The 20,456-nt window shown below is 70.4% G+C and carries 16 protein-coding genes, 1 tRNA gene and 2 pseudogenes; 11 read left to right on the plus strand and 8 right to left on the minus strand.

The features are described 5' to 3' along the window. Positions 1–109: 109 nt before the first annotated feature. The 3 genes from ACFWEP_RS15880 to ACFWEP_RS15890 form a co-directional block, all read right to left on the minus strand. Positions 110–2,638, minus strand: coding sequence for an ABC transporter permease (locus ACFWEP_RS15880; protein ID WP_387370562.1), 2,529 nt, complete (start codon positions 2,636–2,638; stop codon positions 110–112). A gap of 111 nt (positions 2,639–2,749) precedes the next feature. Beyond that, positions 2,750–3,520, minus strand: a complete 771-nt coding sequence (locus tag ACFWEP_RS15885; protein ID WP_387370564.1) for an ABC transporter ATP-binding protein — start codon at positions 3,518–3,520, stop codon at positions 2,750–2,752. 307 nt (positions 3,521–3,827) lie between these two features. Beyond that, on the minus strand, positions 3,828–4,868 hold the full coding sequence (locus tag ACFWEP_RS15890) for a LacI family DNA-binding transcriptional regulator (RefSeq protein ID WP_387370566.1): 1,041 nt from the start codon (positions 4,866–4,868) through the stop codon (positions 3,828–3,830). Between the two features lie 254 nt (positions 4,869–5,122). On the opposite strand from ACFWEP_RS15890, the gene ACFWEP_RS15895 reads away from it, so the two are divergent. From ACFWEP_RS15895 to ACFWEP_RS15930, 8 genes are all read left to right on the plus strand, one after another. Further along, positions 5,123–6,853, plus strand: a complete 1,731-nt coding sequence (locus ACFWEP_RS15895; protein ID WP_387370568.1) for an ABC transporter substrate-binding protein — start codon at positions 5,123–5,125, stop codon at positions 6,851–6,853. A gap of 200 nt (positions 6,854–7,053) precedes the next feature. After that, a complete protein-coding gene (locus ACFWEP_RS15900) occupies positions 7,054–8,049 on the plus strand; it encodes an ABC transporter permease (RefSeq protein ID WP_387370570.1) in 996 nt (331 codons plus the stop codon). Beyond that, positions 8,046–8,984 (plus strand): ABC transporter permease, encoded by a 939-nt coding sequence (locus ACFWEP_RS15905; protein WP_387370572.1) that lies wholly within the window; start codon positions 8,046–8,048, stop codon positions 8,982–8,984. Before ACFWEP_RS15900 ends, ACFWEP_RS15905 begins: the two co-directional genes overlap by 4 nt. A 4-nt stretch (positions 8,985–8,988) precedes the next feature. Beyond that, on the plus strand, positions 8,989–9,930 hold the full coding sequence (locus tag ACFWEP_RS15910) for an ABC transporter ATP-binding protein (protein WP_387370574.1): 942 nt from the start codon (positions 8,989–8,991) through the stop codon (positions 9,928–9,930). Next, on the plus strand, positions 9,915–10,832 hold the full coding sequence (locus ACFWEP_RS15915; RefSeq protein WP_387370576.1) for an ATP-binding cassette domain-containing protein: 918 nt from the start codon (positions 9,915–9,917) through the stop codon (positions 10,830–10,832). Before ACFWEP_RS15910 ends, ACFWEP_RS15915 begins: the two co-directional genes overlap by 16 nt. Then, positions 10,829–13,273, plus strand: coding sequence for a glycoside hydrolase family 2 protein (locus tag ACFWEP_RS15920; protein WP_387370578.1), 2,445 nt, complete (start codon positions 10,829–10,831; stop codon positions 13,271–13,273). The genes ACFWEP_RS15915 and ACFWEP_RS15920 overlap by 4 nt, the downstream gene beginning before the upstream one ends. Before the next feature lie 271 nt (positions 13,274–13,544). Next, a tRNA-Leu gene (locus tag ACFWEP_RS15925) sits at positions 13,545–13,630 on the plus strand. Positions 13,631–14,289: 659 nt separating this feature from the next. Then, positions 14,290–14,730, plus strand: coding sequence for a hypothetical protein (locus ACFWEP_RS15930; protein WP_387370580.1), 441 nt, complete (start codon positions 14,290–14,292; stop codon positions 14,728–14,730). Positions 14,731–14,755: 25 nt separating this feature from the next. Here ACFWEP_RS15930 and ACFWEP_RS15935 read toward each other — a convergent pair. The 4 genes and pseudogenes from ACFWEP_RS15935 to ACFWEP_RS15950 all read right to left on the minus strand — a co-directional run. After that, positions 14,756–15,195, minus strand: a pseudogene (locus tag ACFWEP_RS15935) (transposase family protein); the annotation flags it as partial. A gap of 286 nt (positions 15,196–15,481) precedes the next feature. Continuing rightward, entirely contained in the window at positions 15,482–15,811 is a 330-nt protein-coding gene (locus ACFWEP_RS15940; protein WP_387370582.1) for a hypothetical protein, read from the minus strand. Further along, positions 15,808–16,299 carry a DUF6232 family protein gene (locus tag ACFWEP_RS15945; protein ID WP_387370584.1) on the minus strand — a complete coding sequence of 164 codons (492 nt, stop codon included), beginning with the start codon at positions 16,297–16,299 and terminating at the stop codon, positions 15,808–15,810. Before ACFWEP_RS15945 ends, ACFWEP_RS15940 begins: the two co-directional genes overlap by 4 nt. Positions 16,300–16,433: 134 nt before the next feature. After that, positions 16,434–16,649 (minus strand): annotated as a pseudogene (locus ACFWEP_RS15950) (hypothetical protein); the annotation flags it as partial. Between the two features lie 660 nt (positions 16,650–17,309). On the opposite strand from ACFWEP_RS15950, the gene ACFWEP_RS15955 reads away from it, so the two are divergent. After that, the gene (locus ACFWEP_RS15955) at positions 17,310–17,501 is read left to right on the plus strand and encodes a hypothetical protein (RefSeq protein WP_387370586.1); all 192 of its coding nucleotides are present in this window, start codon (positions 17,310–17,312) and stop codon (positions 17,499–17,501) included. A 105-nt stretch (positions 17,502–17,606) separates the two neighbouring features. Further along, positions 17,607–18,188 (plus strand): DUF5565 family protein, encoded by a 582-nt coding sequence (locus ACFWEP_RS15960; protein WP_387370588.1) that lies wholly within the window; start codon positions 17,607–17,609, stop codon positions 18,186–18,188. Between the two features lie 70 nt (positions 18,189–18,258). On the opposite strand, the gene ACFWEP_RS15965 is transcribed toward ACFWEP_RS15960, so the two are convergent. Continuing rightward, positions 18,259–18,714: a MarR family winged helix-turn-helix transcriptional regulator gene (locus ACFWEP_RS15965; RefSeq protein ID WP_387370590.1), complete on the minus strand. Its 456-nt coding sequence runs from the start codon at positions 18,712–18,714 to the stop codon at positions 18,259–18,261. A 203-nt stretch (positions 18,715–18,917) separates the two neighbouring features. Here ACFWEP_RS15965 and ACFWEP_RS15970 point away from each other — a divergent pair, with 203 nt between their 5' ends. Then, positions 18,918–20,369, plus strand: a complete 1,452-nt coding sequence (locus tag ACFWEP_RS15970; protein ID WP_387370592.1) for an MFS transporter — start codon at positions 18,918–18,920, stop codon at positions 20,367–20,369. Positions 20,370–20,456: the final 87 nt, after the last annotated feature.

A 20,456-nucleotide genomic window follows, 5' to 3' on the forward strand; every position in this document is an offset into this window, starting at 1 on the left:
CACCCCCCCCCCCCCTAAAAAAACACACCCACTAGCGTGGGCCCCTACTTTTGTTTATAAGACACTGGTCTCCGGCCCCTGCTGCGTGGCTTCCGTGACGGAAGCCACGTCACTCCGTCTTGATCGCCGTCAGCATGTTCAGCCGTGCGGCGCTGCGGGCCGGCCAGAGCGAGGCGAGGACGCCCACCAGGGCGGCCAGCACCAGGAAGATCCCGATGCGGCCCCACGGGACGACCAGCACGTACTGGGGGATCGCGGCGGCGATCGTACGGCCGATCGCCCAGGCAAGGAACGTCCCCAGGAGCACGCCGACCACCGCGCCGAAGAGCGAGATCACCACGGCCTCCAGCCGGATCATGCGCTTGACCCGGCCGCGGTCCAGACCGATCGCCCGCAGCATCCCGATCTCCTGCTTACGCTCGAAGACCGACATCGCCAGGGTGTTGACCACCCCGAGGACCGCGATGAGCAGCGCCATCGCCAGCAGCCCGTACATGATGTTCAGCGCCAGGTTCACGAAGCCGCCGAACATGTCCCGGATGTCCTGCCGGTCGCTCACGCTCATCGCCGGGTTGTCGCCCAGCGCGTCCACGATGGCCCGCTCGTTGGCGTCGGAGGCGCCGCCTTCCGTCGTCAGCCAGATCTCGCGGATGTCGGCGACCTCGGTGTGGGCGTTCGCGAGGTCCTCCGGGAGCAGGACGGGGGAGAGGAACTCGTTGGCCTCGTAGACCGCCCCGATCGTCGCCTCGCCCTTCTTCTCGTCCGCGAAGGTCACCGGCAGGGTGTCACCGGTCTTCCAGTGGTTCTTCCGCGCGGTGTCGGAGTCCACCGCGATCCGGCCGTCGGCGAGCGAGTCCAGCGAGCCGGAGACCGTCCTGAGCGCGAAGAGCTTCTCCACGTCGCCCGGGGTGACACCGGACGCCGCGTGGTGCCTGCCGCCGACCGTCAGCCAGTCCGCCTGCTGCGGGGAGACCGCGGTGACGCCGTCCGCCTTCCGCAGCGCGGTGAGGGCGGACGCGTCCAGCGCGTCCCCGCTCGCCATCGAGACCAGGTAGTCGGCCTTGATGTTGTCCGTCGTCATCCGGTCGACCGCCTGCCCGAGGGTGACGCCCAGCACCGAGATGCCGGTGACCAGGGTCAGACCGATCGCCAGGGCCGAGGCGGTGGCGCCGGTACGGCGCGGGTTGCGCACCGCGTTCTGCGCGGCCAGCTTCCCGGACACTCCGAACACCCTGGTCAGCAGCGGGCGGACGAGCGCGATCGCCGGCCGCGACAGCAGCGGGATCAGCACGATGATCCCGATCAGCGCCAGGAAGGCGCCGGCCGCGATCAGCTTCCGGCCGTTCCCGTCCGCCGAAGCGGCGCCGCCGACGATCCCGGCCGCGCCCAGCAGGGTGAGGGCACCGCCGATCGAGTTCCGGACGACCAGCGAACGGGTGCTCGCCACCGCGTGCACACTGCTCATGGCGGCCACCGGCGCGATCTTCGCGGCCCGGCGGGCGGGCAGATAGGCGGCGAGGACCGTGATCACGACACCCACCGCGAACGCGGCGAGCACCGTGCCCGGGGCGATCACCAGCGGACCCGCCGGGATCTTCCCGCCGATCACGCTCATCGCCGACCGCAGCCCGGCCGCGAGGCCGACGCCCAGCGCGAAGCCGATCGCCGACGCGATGAGGCCCACCAGGGCCGCCTCCATCAGCACCGACCGCTTGACCTGCCGGCGGGAGGCACCGACGGCACGCATCAGGGCCAGCTCCCTGGTGCGCTGGGCGATCAGCATGCTGAAGGTGTTGGCGATCAGGAAGACGCCCACGAAGAGCGCGATCCCGGCGAAGACCAGCAGGATCGTGTCGAGATTGCCCAGCCCGTCCTCGATCTGCTGCGCCTGCTCGTCGGCGAGCGCCTGCCCGGTACGGGCCTCCGCGCCCTCCGGCAGCAGGGTCTTCACCTCGGCCAGCAGCTTCGTGTCCGAGGCGCCGGGGGCCGCGGCGACCGTGGCCTCCTGGAACTCACCGGCCCGCAGGAACAGCCGCTGCGCGGTGGCCCCGTCGAAGAGGACCAGGCTGCCGCCCGCGTTGACCGCGCCGTCCTCGGTGGTGAAGACGCCGGTCAGGGCGTACTCCTTCACCGGCCCGTTCGTCGCCACGCGCACCGTGTCGCCCACGTGGTAGCCGCCCTTGCCGGCGGAGGCGCTGTCCAGGGCGATCTGGCCGTCCTCCACCGGGCCGTCGCCGGAGGTGAAGGTGTACGAGGGGTCCTGGCCGTCCTCGCCGGGGGCGAAGTTGCCGCCGTTGGTGGACCAGCCGTCGCCGATGAGCTTGCCGTCGCGACCGGCGGCCCCGGCGAAACCGGAGACCCGCCCCGTCGCCCCGGCCACACCGTCCAGCGCCCGGATCCTGTCCAGGGTGGCCTCGGAGATGCCGGCGGTGCTCTCGTCGTGGCGGCCGGCAGAGGTGGAGACGGCTACGGCGACGTCTTCGTAACTCTTGGCGGACTGGTTGCGGAAGGCGTTGCCGAGGGTGTCGGTGAAGACCAGCGTGCCGGAGACGAAGGCGACGCCGAGCATGACCGCGAGCACGGTCATCAACAGCCTGGCCTTGTGCGCGAGCACATTGCGCAGGGCGGTACGGAACATGTGTGTGTCCTGGGATGAGGTCCGGGAGGACCGGATGAGGGCGGGGCACGCCCCGGGGACGGGGGCGGTACGGAGTACGGGCTGCGGGCCGCGGGCGGGCCCGGCCCGGGGTCAGCTGGTGCGGCCCTTGGCGTCGAACGCCTTCATCCGGTCCAGCACGCCGTCGGCCGTGGGCCGCGCCATCTCGTCGACGACCGCGCCGTCCGCGAGGAAGATCACCCGGTCCGCGTAGGAGGCGGCGACCGCGTCGTGGGTCACCATCACGACGGTCTGGCCCAGCTCGCGCACGGAGTTGCGCAGGAAGCCCAGGACCTCCGCGCCGGACCGCGAGTCGAGGTTCCCGGTCGGCTCGTCACCGAAGATGATCTCGGGCTGGGACGCCAGGGCGCGGGCGACCGCGACGCGCTGCTGCTGGCCGCCGGAGAGCTGCGTCGGGCGGTGCTTCAGCCGGTCCGAGAGCCCGATCATGTCGATGACCTGCTGGAGCCAGGCGGCGTCGGGCTTGCGGCCCGCGATGTCCATCGGCAGGGTGATGTTCTCCAGCGCGGTCAGCGTCGGCAGCAGGTTGAACGCCTGGAAGATGAACCCGATCTTGTCCCGGCGGAGCTGGGTGAGCTGCTTGTCCTTGAGCGAGCCGAGCTCGGTCTCGCCGATCCGCACCGACCCGGAGCTGAAGGTGTCGAGCCCGGCCACGCAGTGCATCAGCGTGGACTTGCCGGAGCCGGACGGCCCCATGATCGCGGTGAACTCGCCTTGCGGGAAGTCCACGGAGACCCGGTCCAGGGCGACCACCTGGGTCTCGCCCTGGCCGTAGACCTTCGACAGCTCCGTGGCGCGCGCGGCGATGCCGGTGGCACGGTGGACGGGGGGTGCGGTGGTCACAGGGACACTCCTGAGGGGCACGGGGGTGGGAAGCCGGGGGGGCCGCGGGGCCGGACGCCCCCGTGACCGGACCGCGCGACCCGAAAGGCCGACGGTGTCAGGGGGGCTCCTTCATCCTCCTTGCCCCCCGCCTGCCGGTCGTCAGTCCCCGTGCCCGTTCGGGTGCCGACTTGAGTCGCACCGGGGTGGGACCCGCCTCCTCCTCCGGTATGACATCGCGCCCGGCCGGGAGACGACCCCGGGCCCGCGCCCGTTCCGGCAGGTCAGGCGGAGATCGGCCGCGTTCCGCCCGTACGCGGGCCGCCGGTCAGCGCGGCGGTGCCGTCGAGCCGCGCGGTACGAGACGGGCGGTCGTTTCCTGGCGGCACTCGGCGGACCCCTCCGCGATCAGCGTGAGCAGGGTGCGCGCGGCCAGCGCCCCGTACGCCGGGATGTCCCGCCGCAGCGCGGTCAGCGGCGGCCGGACCACCTGCGAGAGCTGCGAGTCGTCCCAGGCGACGAGCGAGAGGTCGGCGGGCACGTCCAGCCCCATCTCCTGGGCGACGGAGAGCCCCGCGACGGCCATGATGTCGTTGTCGTAGATGATCGCGGTGGGCCGGTCGGGTGCGCTGACGAGCCGGCGGGTCGCGTGCGCGCCCTCGTCCCCGGAGTAGTCGGTGTGCACCACCAACGGTGCCCCCAGGCCGAGTTCGGCGCACGCGCGGTGCTGCTCCCGGTCGCGGAGCCGGGTGTGCGCCAGCTCCGCCAGCCCGGCGACGCGGGCCACCCGGCGGTGGCCGAGCGCATGGAGGTACGTCAGGGTGTCGCGGAGCGCCGCCGCATCGTCGGACCAGACCGCCACCAGCGCACCGGCCGCCGAGGGGTGGCCGATCGCGACGGCCGGGAGGCCGAGCCCGGCGACTCCCGTGACGCGCGGGTCCGGCTCGCCGTGGACGGCGTTCTTCTCGCGCAGATCGGCGAGGAACACGCCGTCCACCCGGCCCTCGCCCCACCAGCGCCGGTACACCTCCAGTTCGCGCGCCGGACCGCTCACCATCTGGAGCAGCAACGCGCACCCGCCGTCGGAGAGTTCGCTCTCGATTCCGCTGATCAGTTCCATGAAGAACGGCTCCACCCCGAGCATCCGGGCGGGGCGGGAGAGCGCGAGGCCGACCGTGTCCGCGCGGGCGCGGGTGAGCGCGCGGGCCGCGCTGTTGGGCCGCCAGCCGATCTCCTCGGCGATGGCCTTGATGGTGGCACGCGTGGCGGGGGACACCCCCGGACGGTCGTTGAGCGCGTAGGACACCGCGACCTTGGAGACCCCGGCGCGCAGCGCGATGTCGGCGATCGTCGGGCGGTTCTTGGGCAAAGGGACCTCGCTTAACCGGTTCGCATCGACCGGCATCGTAGCTCCTGCTCCCTTCCGTATCGCTGCGCCCCCACCCCTTACGGGCAGCCTCGAATCCCCTTCCGTTTGTCTCGAACGTACCGTCAACTCCCCTGTGCGGCAAGGGTGGGAGCGCTCCCGCAAAGCCTTGACAGCGCCTCTGGGCCCCCATACCTTCACGGCACTTACCCGGTTCAGTGACTCCGCTCGCAGGGACGGCGGGGAGAGGAAGGGCTATGGGGACGGGTATCCGGGTGCGGATCGCCACCGCACTCGCCGTGATCGCGCTCACCGCCACCGCGTGCACCGGAGGGAGCCCGGCGACGGGCAAGGGTGCGGGCGGCGCGAAGGGCGGGGCGTTACCGCGCAACGAGACGCTCTACACCACCGGTACGCAGTGGGGGCCGCCGGCCAACTACAACCCGCTGCGCGACTGGGACCACGCCACCGGCACCAAGGGGCTGGTCTACGAGACGCTGTTCCACTTCGACCCCAACGCCGGGAAGCTGACTCCCTGGCTCGCCGAGTCCGGCACCTGGAAGGACGCGAAGACCTACGAGGTGAAGCTGCGGCCCGGGATCACCTGGTCCGACGGCGAGCCGCTCACCGCCAAGGACGTCGCGTACTCCTACGGCCTCGGCAAGATCGAGGCGTCGTCCTTCCACTCGCTGTGGAGCTGGCTCTCGGGTGCCGAGGCGGTGGACGACACGACCGTCCGCTTCACCTTCAAGACGGCCCACTACCAGGAGTGGGACTTCACCCTCTACGGCCGGGCGATCGTCCCCGAACACGTGTGGAAGGGCCGGTCCGAGGAGGAGATCCTCAACGGGGTCAACGACAAGCCGGTCGGCAGCGGGGCGTACACCCTCAAGAGCAAGTCCCAGGACCGGGTGGTCTGGCAGCGCCGCGACACCTGGTGGGGCACGAAGGCGCTCGGCATGACGCCTGCGCCGCGCTACATCGTGGACGTCTCCAACCCGAGCAACGAGGTCGTCATCGGCCAGCTCGGACAGGGGCAGCTCGACCTGAGCAACAACTTCCTGCCCGGCGCCTCCTCGCTGGTCAAGGCCAAGAAGGTCGTCTCGTACTACGACCAGCCGCCCTACATGCTCTCCGCCAACACCGCCTGGCTGGTGCCCAACACGACGCGCAAGCCGCTGGACGACGCCGCCTTCCGCAAGGCGCTCGCCGCCTCCGTGGACATCGACAAGATCGTGAAGGGCGTCTACGGCGACCTGGTCAAGAAGGCCGACCCGACCGGCCTGCTCCCGCAGTGGGACCAGTACGTCGACAAGGGCGTGGTGGCCTCGGACGGGTTCTCCTACGACACCGCGGGCGCCAAGAAGATCCTCGCCGACGCCGGATACCGCGACACGAACGGCGACGGCCTGGTCGAGAACAAGGACGGCTCGAAGATCAGCCTCAAGCTGGCCGTGCCCACCGGCTGGACCGACTGGATGGAGGCCGCCAAGGTCATCGCCGCCGGCGCCAAGTCCGCGGGCATCTCGGTGACCACCGAGTTCCCCGACCAGAACGCGCTCAGCGAGCAGCGCGCCAAGGGTGACTTCGACCTGGTCATCAACAACGACCGCCAGCTGTCCAACACTCCGTGGACGTACTACGAGTACATGTTCCAACTCCCCGTCCAGAAACAGCAGAACACGGTGAACTTCGGACGGTACGAGAACCAGGACGCGTGGGACCTGGTCCAGCAGCTCGGTGCGGTGCCGACCGACGACGCGGCCGGGATGAAGGCGGTGACGGGCAAGCTCCAGAAGATCCAGCTGGACGAGATGCCGATCATCCCGCTCTGGTACAACGGCCTCTGGTCGCAGTCCACCACCGGAACCTGGACCAACTGGCCCTCGGACAAGCCGGGAGCGCCCACCTACGCCCCGGCGCTCTGGCGCAACTGGCTGGAGATGGGCGGCTTCGAGATGCTGACCCAGCTGAGGCCGGCGAAGTAGCCCCGCCGCAGGACCGGTACGGGAGGTCCGACGGCCTCCCGTACCGGCCCCCTTCGCGCGGGCGTCCGCCACTCTCGCGCGGACGCCCGCCCCTCGTGCCGTCCGGCCGCCCGTGCCGCCGCCCGGCCCTCCACACCGTCCCGCCGGGAGCGCCGCCCTGACACGCGCGCGCCCGGCGGGGCACCTCGACGGGAGCTCCCTTGCGCCGCTACTTCGCCCGAAAACTCCTGGTCTACGCGCTGACCTTCGTCGTCGCCGTCACCGTCAACTGGATGATCCCGCGCTTCATGCCGGGCGACCCGGTCGCCTCCATGGTCTCCCGCGCCCGCGTCTCCCAGCCGGAGGCCGCCGAGGCGATGCACGCCTACTACAACAACCTCTTCGGCTTCGACGAACCCGTCTGGCAGCAGTACCTGCACTTCTGGGGCTCCCTGCTCACGGGCGACTTCGGGATCTCCGTCTGGGTGTTCCCGACGCCCGTCTCCGACGTCCTGCTCGACGCGCTCCCGTACACCCTGGGGCTGATGATCCCGGCGGTGCTGCTCAGCTGGATCGTCGGCAACTGGGCGGGCGCGCTCGCCGCCCGCCGCAAGGTGCTCGACAACACCGTGCTCCCGGCGGGCTATCTGCTAACCGCGATGCCGTACATGTGGATCGCGGTGATCCTCGCCTGGGCCCTCGGCTCGAAGGCCGGATGGTTCCCGATCTCCGGCGGCTACAGCCTGGACATCCAGCCCAGCTGGACCCTCGACTTCGTACTGGACCTGGCGCACCACTGGGTCCTGCCGTTCCTCTCGCTCTTCCTCGTCGCGCTCGGCGGCTGGGCCATCGGCATGCGCAACATGATCATCTACGAGCTGGAGTCCGACTACTCCTCGTACCTCTCCGCCCTCGGCGCACCCCAGCGGCTCATCCGCCGCTACGCCTTCCGCAACGCGGTACTGCCTCAAGTCACCGGCCTGGCACTGCAATTGGGGGTACTGGTCGCCGGGGCGCTGGTCACCGAGATCGTCTTCGCCTATCCAGGGCTCGGCTCGCTCATCCTCGCCGCCATCCAGAACCAGGACTTCTTCCTGCTCCAGGGCGCGTTCCTCTTCATCGTCATCGGCGTGCTGATCGCCAACTTCGTCATCGACGTCGTGTACGTCCTCGTGGACCCCCGCACCCGTACCGGCATGGCAGGAGGCCAGTCATGAGCGCACCGCCCGGACCGGCCGGGAACGACACCGGACCCGCCGCGACCCCCCTGGAGAACGCGATCCCCCCGGAGAAGAAGGCGGTCGGCCCCGCACGCGAGACCCTGCACTACGCCGTCCGCAACCCGAAGCTGCTCATCGGCTTCACCGTCGTCGTCCTCCTCCTCGCCGTGGGGCTCTTCGGCCCGCCGCTGCTGGAGACCACCGACCCGAACGCCTACGGCGGCCCGCAGGCCGCGCCGCCCGACTCCACGTACTGGATGGGCACCACCACCTTCGGCCAGGACGTGTACGCGCAGTTCGTGCACGGACTGCGCGCCACCTTCCTGGTCGGCGCGGTCGGCGGCGCCATCGCCGCCGTCGTCGCGATGCTCGTCGGCTTCTTCGCCGGCTACCGGGGCGGGGTCCTGGACGAGCTCCTCACCATGGTCACCAACGTGGTGCTGGTGATCCCGGCGCTCGCGGTGCTGCTCATCATCAACGCGTACCTGGGCGTGCGCTCGGTGCCCGTACAGGGCGTGTTCATCGGGCTCACCTCCTGGCCCTGGGCGGCCCGCGCCATCCGCGCGCAGACCTTCACCCTGCGCACCCGCGAGTTCGTGGACCTGGCCCGGCTCAGCGGCAACGGCACCTGGCGGATCGTGTTCCGCGAGATCGCGCCCAACATGAGCTCCTACCTCTTCATGATGTTCATCCTGCTCTTCGGCGGCTCCGTCCTCATCGCCTCCTCGCTCGACTTCATCGGCCTCGGACCGACCGGCGGCGTCTCGCTCGGCCTGATGCTCCAGAGCGCCCAGCAGTGGAGCGCGCTCCAGCTCGGCATGTGGTGGTGGTTCGTACCGCCCGGCGCCGGGATCACCGCCATCGTCGGCGCGCTCTACGTCGCCAACGTCGGCCTCGACGAGGTCTTCAATCCGAAGCTGAGGGAGTCCTGAGCACATGACGCTGACCGTCACCGACCTGCGGGTCCACTACCGCACCCTGCGCGGCGAGGTCCGGGCGCTGGACGGCGTCGGCTTCGACGTGGCCGACGGCGAGATCCTGGGCCTGGCGGGCGAGTCCGGCTGCGGCAAGACCACCCTCGGCAAGTCGCTGATCCGGCTCGACGGCCGGATGCGGCACGCCGGCGGCACCGTCACCCTCGACGGCGAGGACGTACCCATCGCCGACGACCGGGCGATGAACGCCTTCCGCTTCCACCGGATCTCGCTCGTCCCGCAGTACTCGATGAGCGCCCTCAACCCGACCCGGCGCATCGGCCGCATGATCCGCGAACTCCTCGCCTCGCGCGGGGTGAGCGTGGACACCGCCGAACTCCACCGCAGGCTCGACCTGGTGGGGCTGGAACGAGATGTCCTCGACCGCTACCCGATCGAGCTCTCCGGCGGCATGAAACAGCGCACCGTCATGGTGATCTCCACGCTGCTCGACCCCGCCGTCCTCATCGCCGACGAGGTCACCTCCGCACTCGACGTCTCCACCCAGAAGGCCGTCGTCACCGCGCTCACCGGACTGCGCGACGCGGGCCTCGTCACCAGCATGCTCTTCATCACCCACGACCTGGCCCTGACCTCGCACATCGCCGACTCGATCATGGTGATGTACGCGGGGAAGCTCGCCGAGAAGGCGCCCACCCGGGTGCTGACCTCCGAACCCCGCCACCCGTACACCCGGATGCTCCTCGGCTCGCTGCCCGAGGTCGGCGTCCGCCACCGCGACCGCCCGCTCAGCGGCATCGCCGGCTCCCCGCCGTCGCTCCTCGACCCGCCGGCCGGCTGCCGCTTCCGCGACCGCTGCCCGCTGGCCGACGCCGGCTGCGCCGAGGAGCCGCCGGTCGTGGAGATCGCCCCCCGCCACTCCGTCGCGTGCTGGAAGGCATGATGCTGACCCTCGACCGAGTCACCAAGACCTACCGCGCGGGCGCCTTCGGCGGCGGCTCCGTCACCGCCGTCGACCGGGTCTCCTTCGACGCGGCACCCGGCGAAGTCGTCTCGCTCATCGGCGAGAGCGGCAGCGGCAAATCCACCATCGGACGCATGATCCTCGGCCTCACCCAGATCTCCGGCGGCAGCCTCACCCTGGACGGCGCCCCCGTCCGCCCGGGCAAGGACTTCTACCGCCGCGTCCAGGGCGTCTTCCAGGACCCCTTCTCCTGCTACAACCCCGTCTTCAAGGCCGACCGCGTCTTCGACATGATCCGGCGCGCCTACCACCCGGGCGTCCCCGACCGGGAGTGGGCCGACCGCGTCGAGAAGGCCGTGACCGACGTCCGCCTCGACCCCGGGCAGGTACTCGGCCGCTACCCGCACCAGCTCAGCGGCGGCCAGTTGCAGCGCCTGCTCATCGCCCGCGCCCTCCTGCTCGACCTGAGCTTCCTCGTCGCCGACGAGATCACCAGCATGCTCGACGCCTCCACCCGCATCGACGTCCTCAACCTGCTGGCCGGACTGAAGGAACGCGGACTCGGCGTCCTCTACATCACCCACGACCTCTCCCTCGGCACCTACCTCGCGGAGCGGACCGTGGTGCTCCGCCGGGGCCGGGTCGTGGAACGCGGCGACACCCAGAAGGTGTTCGGCAACCCCCTGCACCCGTACACCCGGACCCTGCTGGCCGCCGTGCCCCGGCTCAACACCCCCTGGGACCCGCCGGAGCCGGTGGAGAGCTGCGCGTACCACCGAGGCACCCCGGAACCGGACGGCACCGGCGGGCTGCACCAGGCGGAAGACGATCACTACGTGGCCTGTGCCGGACTCCCCGACTGCGGAAGGATCACCGCGTGACCCTCCACCGACTGCCCCTCGCCGAAGGCTGGACGCTGCGCCCGGACGGGCCGGTCCCGCTGACCTTCCCGGCCGACGGCATACCCGCCACCGTCCCCGGCTGCGTCCACACCGACCTGCTCGCCGCCGGGCTCATCGACGACCCGTACCTGGACGACAACGAGAAGCGGCTCGGCTGGATCGGCCGCACCGACTGGACGTACCGCACCACCTTCCAGCAGGAAGCCGCCGGGGACCGCTGCGCCGACCTCTGCTTCGACGGCCTCGACACCGTCGCCACCGTCACCCTCAACGGCACCGAACTCGGCCGCACCGCCAACCAGCACCGCTCCTACCGCTTCCCGGCCGAACACCTGCTCCGCGAGGGCGCCAACACCCTGGAAGTCCGCTTCACCGCCCCGTACGCCTACGCGGAGGCGCTCCGCGAACGGCTCGGCGACCGCCCCGGCGCCTACACGGAGCCGTACGCCTTCATCCGGAAGATGGCCTGCAACTTCGGCTGGGACTGGGGCCCGACCCTGGTCACATCCGGCATCTGGCGCCCCGCCGCGCTGGAGAGCTGGACCGGCCCCCGGATCGCCGGGATGAAGCTGCTCGGCGACGTGGACCCGGACGGCGTGCCGAGACTCTCGGTGACGCTGACGGTGGACCGCCGGGGTGAGACCGGCCACGGCGGTGGCGCGCTCACCGCCACGGCAGAAGTCGCGGGCGAGCTGCACACGTTCACCGTCCCCGAGGGCGGGACGGACGCGACCCTCGTGGTGGCCGTACCGCAGGCCGAGCGGTGGTGGCCGCACAGCCACGGCGCACAGCCGCTGTACGCCGTGGAGGTCCGGCTCGGTGCCCACGTCCGGCAGGGCAGGACCGGCTTCCGCACGGTCGCGCTGGAGCGCGAGGCGTTCCGGATCGCCGTCAACGACGAGCCGGTGTTCGTCCGGGGCGTGAACTGGATCCCCGACGACTGCTTCCCGTCCCGGACCACCCGGCGGCACCTCTCCGACCGGCTCGACGAAGCCGTCGCCGCCGGGGTCAACCTCGTCCGGGTCTGGGGCGGCGGCCTCTACGAGAGCGACGACTTCTACGAACTCGCCGACGAGAAGGGCCTCTTGGTCTGGCAGGACTTCCCCTTCGCCTGCGCCGCCTACCCGGAGGAACAGCCGCTGTACGACGAGGTCGCGGCCGAGGCCCGCGAGAACGTCGCCCGCCTCGCCCCGCACCCCTCGCTCGTCCTGTGGTGCGGCAACAACGAGAACCTGGAGGGCCACGCCGACTGGGGCTGGGCCAAGGAACTCGGGAACCGCACCTGGGGCTACGGCTACTACCACGAACTGCTCCCCGCGATCTGCGCCGAACTCGACCCCACCCGCCCCTACTGGCCCGGCTCGCCCTACTCCGGCTCGCCCGACCTCCCGCCCAACGAACCCACCCTCGGCACGGTCCACCTCTGGGACGTGTGGAACAGGGTCGACTACCGCCACTACGCCGACCACGCGCACCGCTTCGTCGCCGAATTCGGCTTCCAGGGCCCGCCCGCGTACGCCACGCTCCGGCGCGCGATCAGCGGCGAACTCGCACCCGGCGCACCGTACGTCACCCACCACCAGAAGGCCGAGGACGGCGACGCCAAGCTGCTGCGGGGGCTCGGCGACCACCTCCCGCAGCCGGGCGGTACCGGCGCCGCCTCCTTCGACGACTGGCACTGGCTCACCCAGCTCAACCAGGCCCGCGCCGTCGCCTTCGGTATCCGCCACTTCCGCTCGAACACCCCGTACTGCATGGGCGCGATCGTCTGGCAGCTCAACGACTGCTGGCCGGTCGTCTCCTGGTCCGCCCTCGACGGCGACGGCCGCCGCAAGCCCCTGTGGTACGCCCTGCGTTCGGTCTACGCCGACCGCCTCGCCGTCCTGCGCGACGCCACGCTCCACCTCGTCAACGACGCCGCCGAACCCTGGGACGGCACCCTCCACCTCACCCGGTACGCGCTGGACGGCACGGTACTGGCCGAGGAGCGGCTGCCCGTCGCCACGGCCGCCCGGGACGTCACCCGTGTACCCCTCCCGCCGTCCGTCGCCACCCCCTCCGACCCCGCGCGCGAGCTGCTGGTGGTGCGGCTCGGGGAGGTGCGGACCGTGGAGTTCTACGCGGAGGACCCCGCCGTGGACCTGCCCCCGGCCCGCTGGACGGCCACCGTCACCCCGGACGCCGAGGAAGCGGCCGGCTCCGCCGGCTATGAGGTCCGGGTGACCGCCCACGCCCTCCTGCGCGACCTCGCGCTCTTCCCGGACCGGCTGGACCCGGCAGCCCGGGTGGACGACATGCTCCTGACCCTGCTGCCCGGCGAGACTGCCGTCTTCCGCGTCACCGGAGCCCGCCTCGACGACCCGGAGGCGCTCACCCGGAAGCCGGTGCTGCGGTGCGTCAACGACGGGTGGACGACGTGACCGGCTGACCAGGGAAGGGACAGGGGTAGCGCGGCCCTGGCGAACGGTGGTGGAGGTCCGGCGGATTCGTCCGTAAGAGTGCGGCGACTTTCCGTCAATCCCGTTCGCCGGGGAGAAGGACCATGATCGGGTCGGGTCCATGGTCATGACCCCGCGGCGTGGTCTGACGCACCATCAAGCGATCAATAAAATAAGACAACATCGCGCTACTGCTCCGCTGGTGGGGGGCGCCCCCCGATAGGGTCAAGTCCCGACGCGGAGCCGCGCGCCAGCCCGGGTGGTGGAACGCAGACACGGCGAGCTTAAACCTCGCTGCCCCTCGGGGGCGTGCCGGTTCGAGTCCGGCTCCGGGCACCAACATCATCAGCGGCTCCGACCTGAAGAAGGGTCGATCTTCGCGGTGGGTGCGGCCCTGTACCGGTGCACCGGGCCGCCTGGTCTCCGTTCACGGCACGTGTGGCGCCTGTGAGGAACAGGAGAACTGAGGAGATCACGGGCTACCGAGTGCGGTGGCGACTGGGCGGAACCCGGCACGGCGATCCACAAGGAGAGAGCTTCCCGGACGAGGTGTCCGCGGAGCTGTTCAAGGACGCGGTGGACGCGGGCCGGTCAGCAGTGGCCGGCCGGCTGGGTCAAGGGCATGAGGTACCTCACCGAGGAGGGCGAGGGCGACCGGGCGCGGTTCGTCTACAGGGACGCGACCGAGAAAGAGCTCAAGACGTACTCCCTCCCCACGTTCAGGAACTGCGACATCCGGTCGAATCAGCATCTCCGCAAGCGGGCGGTGCAGCTGTGGGTGAACCTGACGGCGGAGCCCGACGCGGCGCTGCTGCACCTCGCCGAAGCGACCGCCACCCCGGCCTCCGCCGCCGCCCCGCGCCCTGCACTCCGTCGGCCTGGAAGGCGGCAGCCCTCTCCTACTTCCAGGGCAAGAAGACGCGAGACAAGACCACGGCGTGCATCGCTGAGGGCGTGCAGGGAATCGACTTGCTGTCGAACACCCGGCATGAGCTGCGGTGTCAAGACTGGCAACACGCAACCTAGTCATCTGCAAGCCCTTAAGGGCTGTCCCGCAATGCAGGTCGCAGATCTACCGCTGGATACTCGTCGCAGGTGTCGGGCTGGTTGCGAAGGGGGTTCTGGTGGTTGGCCTGCGGGTTGAGGCGGTCCGGTGGGTGGATGACGCGTTTCCGGGCTGGATAGAGGTGCAGTTCAGTGACGCGAGGGGCAAGCATTGGTCCTTGGTCGACAAGGCCCCGGCCTTCGGTACAGCAGAGGAGCTCGGGCCGTGCTCTGACTATCCGCTGGCAGTGAGCGTCGCCTGCGTGATGGCCGAGACCGCGACAGCAGACTTGGAGGACGACGCCATCGTCACTGTTTCCACCTCCGTGCATGGCATCACCGCCTCCACCGGGGAAGACGAGTTCAGCGTCAGACGGAGCCAGCTCGTTCCGTGACGGCGAGGTTGTGCAGTCGGGCGATGCCGAGCATGGAGGTGTGGCGGGTGTCGGCGTCGATGACCACCTGATGGTTGGTGGAATAGCGATAGTTCTTCGACTGCTCAGCGACCTTGTGGTCCCGAGTGGGCACCAGGGTGCCGTCCACTATCAGCACCGCGTCCTTGGCGAACCGGCGGCGGGGACGCAGCGCAAGCCTCGGGCCGAGGTCATCGATCACCCGGTCCGCAGCCGACTTCGACACGCCGAACAACGGGGCCAGTTGCTCATCGTGAGGTTCGTCCGCCCATACGCGGTGGCCAGCAGCACCCGGTCCTCCAACGACAGTTTCCATGGCCGACCCCGGCCTGAGGAGCCAGCACCCTCACGACGCAGCGCGGTCAGCAACCTGCCGAAGGCGCGCGGGCTCAGCCCGGTGAACGGGGCTATCCAGACCGACTCGGAGGCCGTGATCACACCTGACACGGGCGAGATCATCGCAGAGCAATATGTTGAGACGTGGATCCAAGTGATCTATTACCTCGCTCGCATTGCGAACGAGGGGCTGCGTTTCACACGCCCGCGGCGTCAAAACCGCAGGAAGCCACAGCAGTAGTCACCATGGACGGGGCCGGTGACGGGCCGGCCTCGGCCTACTGCGGGGCCCGCCCGGCGCCGACCCAGCACGCCCAACACCGGCCGGACGGCACGGCTGCTTCTCCCGCCACGCGGGTCAGGGACCGACGACACATTCCGCGGGTCGGCCGTCGGCTCACGCTCCGCCCCAGGACTCCATCACCCCGCGCACTGCTTCCACCACGGGAACCCCGACGCCGCCGATCATGGTGGCGACTCCCGCGATGCGGGTAAGCGCCAGACGGACCCTGCTCGGCTCCGCACCGCTTCCGAGGGCCAAGGTCTGCATGCCCGCCTCCACGACGGGCAGGTCCTCCTCCGTCAGGTGGGGGCGCAGGGCTGCGACGGCGACCTGCAGACGGCGCAGCGCGTCCTCTGGGGGCAGTGGTGCGTGATGGTGCACGATGCCGGTGTTGTGGTCTCCGTGCTGAGTGACACTGTCGCCGATGTGCATGCCCTCGGTCATGACACGACCTTCCCCGCGTTGTGGTTTCCGTACTGGTTGATGCGGTCTCCGACGTGCAGGTTCTCCACCTGCAGCGAGAATGAGGCATTCGGGTCGTCGATCGCGTCCATGATCATGTGCACGAGCCGGTACACCTCGTCCAGCGACCAGCTGACCAAGGCGGTCTGCGGTGAACCCGCGGTTTCGATGATCAGGGCGTAGAACGTCTTCCGGAGAAGAACCCTGACCAATCGGATCACCGACGCAGCGAGGAGCAAGCCCGTCATGAACAGACTGAGCGTCCGCAGCGCCTTCGAGTCCGTAAGGTTCACGATCCAGAACCAGACTCCCGCCGTCAGGGCGAGCAGGACAATGCGCCTGACGAAACTCGCGACCGCGTCCGCGTAGGCGGGCTTGTACATCGCTGCTTGTGCGCGCGCTATGTTCTGGAGGGGATACGCTTCCGCACCAACCCATAACACGCGTCTGCTGACAGTGACTTGGAGCATCTCACTCTTCAATTGCCGCCCCCGACGTCACGGTCTTTCCATGGACGCACCAGCATCCACCATGCTCTGTACACCGGCAAGCGTCCGGCGTACCGTGCCCTCGCGAATGCGGATCGTCGTCGCCGTCGTCCGCCTCATCGGGTGTTTCGTCTCGTTGTTCCATCCCGGATTGCCTTTTCTGGCGCGGTTCGTGCACCGCGCCATGCGGGGGTGGATTCGGCGGTGAGTCCGCGGGTCATGAGGTTGATCATCGCGAGGTGAGTCATGGCCTCGGAGCGGTGCGAGTGGGCTTCGTGGTCGCGGGCCGTACGGCGGTGGTTCATGGGCCAGCCCAACGTTCTCCCGGCCGTCCGCGACTCGGGGCAGGGACCTGGGAAAACGAGTGGGCGACGCGGATGCCGACCGATACCGACAGCCCCGGTCGCATCGACGCCTCGTGTGTCCTGAGGTACGGCCTCATTCCGGAGGCCGATCAGGGGGCGATCGTCCATGCCCCGCTGTCGAAGGCCCCGCAGCCGTGGGGAGGATCGCGAAGTGGATGGGGTGGAGAGACGGGGATCGTGGCCCTGGCCTTCCGACGACTCCTCACCCAGGCGGCCGAAACGGCGCACGGCCTCCTCCGAGAATTCGCCACGGCGGATCCTCGCGAGCGGCGTCTCCATGGGCGCGAGGGCCGGCGCCGCGTCGAGGGTCTATCGGCTGTGATCGGGGCTGGCATCTCGGCGTCGCCCCGAGCGCCGCCCGGGTGGAGAGCATCCGCCCGCCCTTCGGCATCCGGAAGTCGAATGGACAGGGTTTCGGCCATCCCGTGCCAGGCCTCATCCAAGCGCCCTCCGGGTGCGGAATCCCTACGTGACGACACGAAGAGAGGGCCCTCGCGCGGCGGAGCCCGATGCCGCATATCGCGCCTATCTGACGCATACCATCCAGTGCCCGACCTGCCGCGCGGGTGAACGCTGTGCCGCCGCGTCGCATCTGGCCGAGGAGTGGCGGAGGCTCCGTTGATCTGTGTGGACTGCGATCAGGCCATTCTCGGGCCGGCCGTGCTGGTGTCGGAGGTGGACAGCATGTCCGGGGCGCGGGCCGACGCCTACGCCCACCCGCCGAACTCGCCGCAGTGCGTGCCCCGTACGCCCGGTAAGGCGAGACTGCGGCGCCTCATCGACGGCGGGGCGGGACCGGAGCGCACCGGAGCGGGATGACCCGCGCAGGCAGGGGTGCCAGGCGGGGGGACCCGCTCCGGCGAGGGTGCGCGGCTCCGGCGAAATCCGTGTGCGGCAGGGCTTGTTGAGCCGCACCATGGAGCGATGCGGAAGATTCCCACACTGTTCCTGCGCGACTTCGCCACCCGCCCTGCGGGCGTGCTCCCCGAGGTGACGCCCGGATGCGACTGGGTGTTCGCCGGGGAGGGCGTGGCCACGCGCAAGTACGACGGTACGTGTACCCGGGTGGACGAGGCGGGCGCCTGGTGGGCGCGCCGCGAGGTGCGGGCCAGCCGGGCCGCACCCCCGGAGTTCGTACCGCTGTCCACGGACCCCGCCACCGGGAAGACGGTCGGCTGGGAGCCGGTCGCGCGGTCGCCCTTCGCGAAGTTCCACGCGGAGGCGCTGGCCGAGGGCGGGCTGCGTGAGTGGCCCCCGGGGACGTACGAGTTGATCGGGCCGCGGATCAACGGCAACCCCGAGCGCAGTGGTACGCACCGGCTCGTCCACCACGGCACCGCCGAGCGGCTCGACGTGAAGGAGCTGACGTTCGAGGGGGTCCGGGCCCGCGTGCTCGCGCTGGCGTCGGCCGACGGGTGCGAGGGGATCGTCTGGCACCACCCCGACGGCCGGATGGCGAAGATCAAGGCCAGGGACTTTCCCCGCACCGGTGGACCGACGGCCTGAGCGGGCGCATCCGTTCTGTGACGAGTCGGCCAGGTCGGCCAGGCCGGAGGGATCGGCCGACCGGCGGATCTCAGGGCCGGGGCCAGGGCCGCCCGCCGAGGCGTTCGAGGTCGGTGTTGAACCGGCGGAGGTAGCGGGCGAAGGCGGCGACGTCCTCGCCGGGCCAGTCGACCATGACCCGGCCCAGGGACGCGACCGTCCCCTCGCGCTCCTCGTCGAGGGTGCGGCTGCCCTCGGCGGTGATGCGGAACTTGCGGGCCATCCCGCCCGCCGGGTCGGGGATGCGCTGCACGAGTCCGGCACGCATCGCCGCCGTGGTCTGACGGTTGAGCGTGGAGGCGTCGAGGTCGAACGCCTCACTCAACTCCCCGATGGACATGGGGCCCTGTATGCGGATGCGACTGAGCAGGATGTACGCGCTGCGCTCCAGCACGCCGTTCTCGCGCCGCCCCTTCCGGTGGTTCAGGAGCCCGTGGCGGCTGAGCAGCATCTGCTCGTACTCGACGTCCTCGACGGCCCTGTTCATGAGTGGGATGCCTCCAGTTTCCTGCCGGGCCGGTGTGCCGTCGCCCGGGGTGACCGAAGCTCCATCCTGGCACATGGTGTGCATCAAGCACATCGCATGCATAATGCAATAGGCGTGCACGATGCCACTTGTGCCCCGCCCCGCTCCTCCCGCCGGATTTCCGTCCCGGACTCCCGTCCCGACCCACATCGAGGAATCGCGTTATGGACGCCCCCCAGCCCACGGCCCGCGCAGGCGGCGTGATCACCACGCTGGCCCTCGCCGGCACCGCCGCCGCGATCATGCAGACCCTGGTGACCCCGCTGATCGCGGAGCTCCCGCAGATCCTGCACACCTCGTCCTCGAACGCGGCCTGGGTGATCACGGTCACCCTGCTCGTCGCGGGCGTGTGCGTGCCGGTCACGGGCCGCCTCGGCGACCTCCTCGGCAAGCGCCGCATGCTCCTGGCGTGCGCCGTCCCGCTGATCGTCGGGTCCGTGGTCTGTGCCCTGGCCTCCTCCGTCGTGCCGATGATCGTCGGACGCGGCCTCCAGGGCATGGGCATGGGCATGGTGCCCCTCGGCATCGCGCTGCTCCGTGACGTGGTTCCCGCCGAGAAGCTCAGCAGCTCGATCGCCCTGGTCAGCGCCTCGATGGGCATCGGCGGCGCTCTCGGCCTGCCGATCTCCGCCGCCGTCGCCGAGTACACCAGCTGGCGCGTCCTGTTCTGGGGCTCCGCGGCACTCGCCGTGATCGTCGCGGTGCTGATCTACACCTTCGTTCCCGACGTCCCGGCCGGCGCCAAGGGCCAGCGGTTCGACGCACCCGGCGCGGTCGGGCTCGCCATCGGGCTGGTCTCCCTGCTGCTCGCGATCTCCAAGGGAGCCGACTGGGGCTGGGGCTCCGGCACCACGCTCGGCCTCTTCGCCGTGGCGGTCGTGGCCCTGGGTGCCTGGGGCTTCTACGAGCTCCGCACCCGCGACCCGCTGGTCGACCTGCGGACCACCGCACGCCCGCGCGTCCTCATGACCAACATCTCCTCGATCCTGGTCGGCGTCGGCATGTACTCCTTCATGCTGATCGCCCCGCAGCTCCTCCAGTTCCCCGAGGCCACCGGCTACGGTCTGGGCCAGTCGATGCTGGCGTGCGGCCTGTGGATGGCGCCTGGCGGCGTGATGATGATGATCGTCTCCCCGCTCGGCGGAAAGCTGATCAACGCCCGCGGCCCGAAGATCGCGCTCGTCCTCGGCGCCCTGGTCATCTCCGCCGGATACGGCATCTCCCTGCTGCTGATGGGCTCCGCCTGGGGCCTGATGATCGTCGGTATCGTCATCAACAGTGGCGTCGGCCTCGCCTACGGCGCGATGCCCGCCCTGATCATGAGCTCGGTCCCGATCTCGGAGACCGCCGCCGCCAACGGGTTCAACACCCTGATGCGCTCGCTCGGTACGACCATCGGCTCCGCCGTCATCGGTGTGGTCCTCGCCCAGATGACCATCAACCTCGGCGGCCACTCCCTCGCCTCCGAGGACGGCTTCCGCGTCGGCCTGACGGTCGGCTGCGCCGTGGCCCTGATCGCCGCCGCCGTCGCCGCGTTCATCCCGGGCCTCGTCCGCCCGGCCGACGACAAGGCCGACGCCGCCCCGGTCGAGAAGGCCGCCGTCGAGGCCGCCTGACCCGTCGTCCGTACGGCCCCTCCGCGTTCCCGTGGACGCGGGGACCCGGCGCCGTCGCAGAAGGTCCCCGCACACCAGGTGCGGGGC

Origin of the sequence: Streptomyces sp. NPDC060198 (genome assembly GCF_042728415.1) — a bacterium.
Taxonomy (GTDB): Bacteria; Actinomycetota; Actinomycetes; order Streptomycetales; family Streptomycetaceae; genus Streptomyces.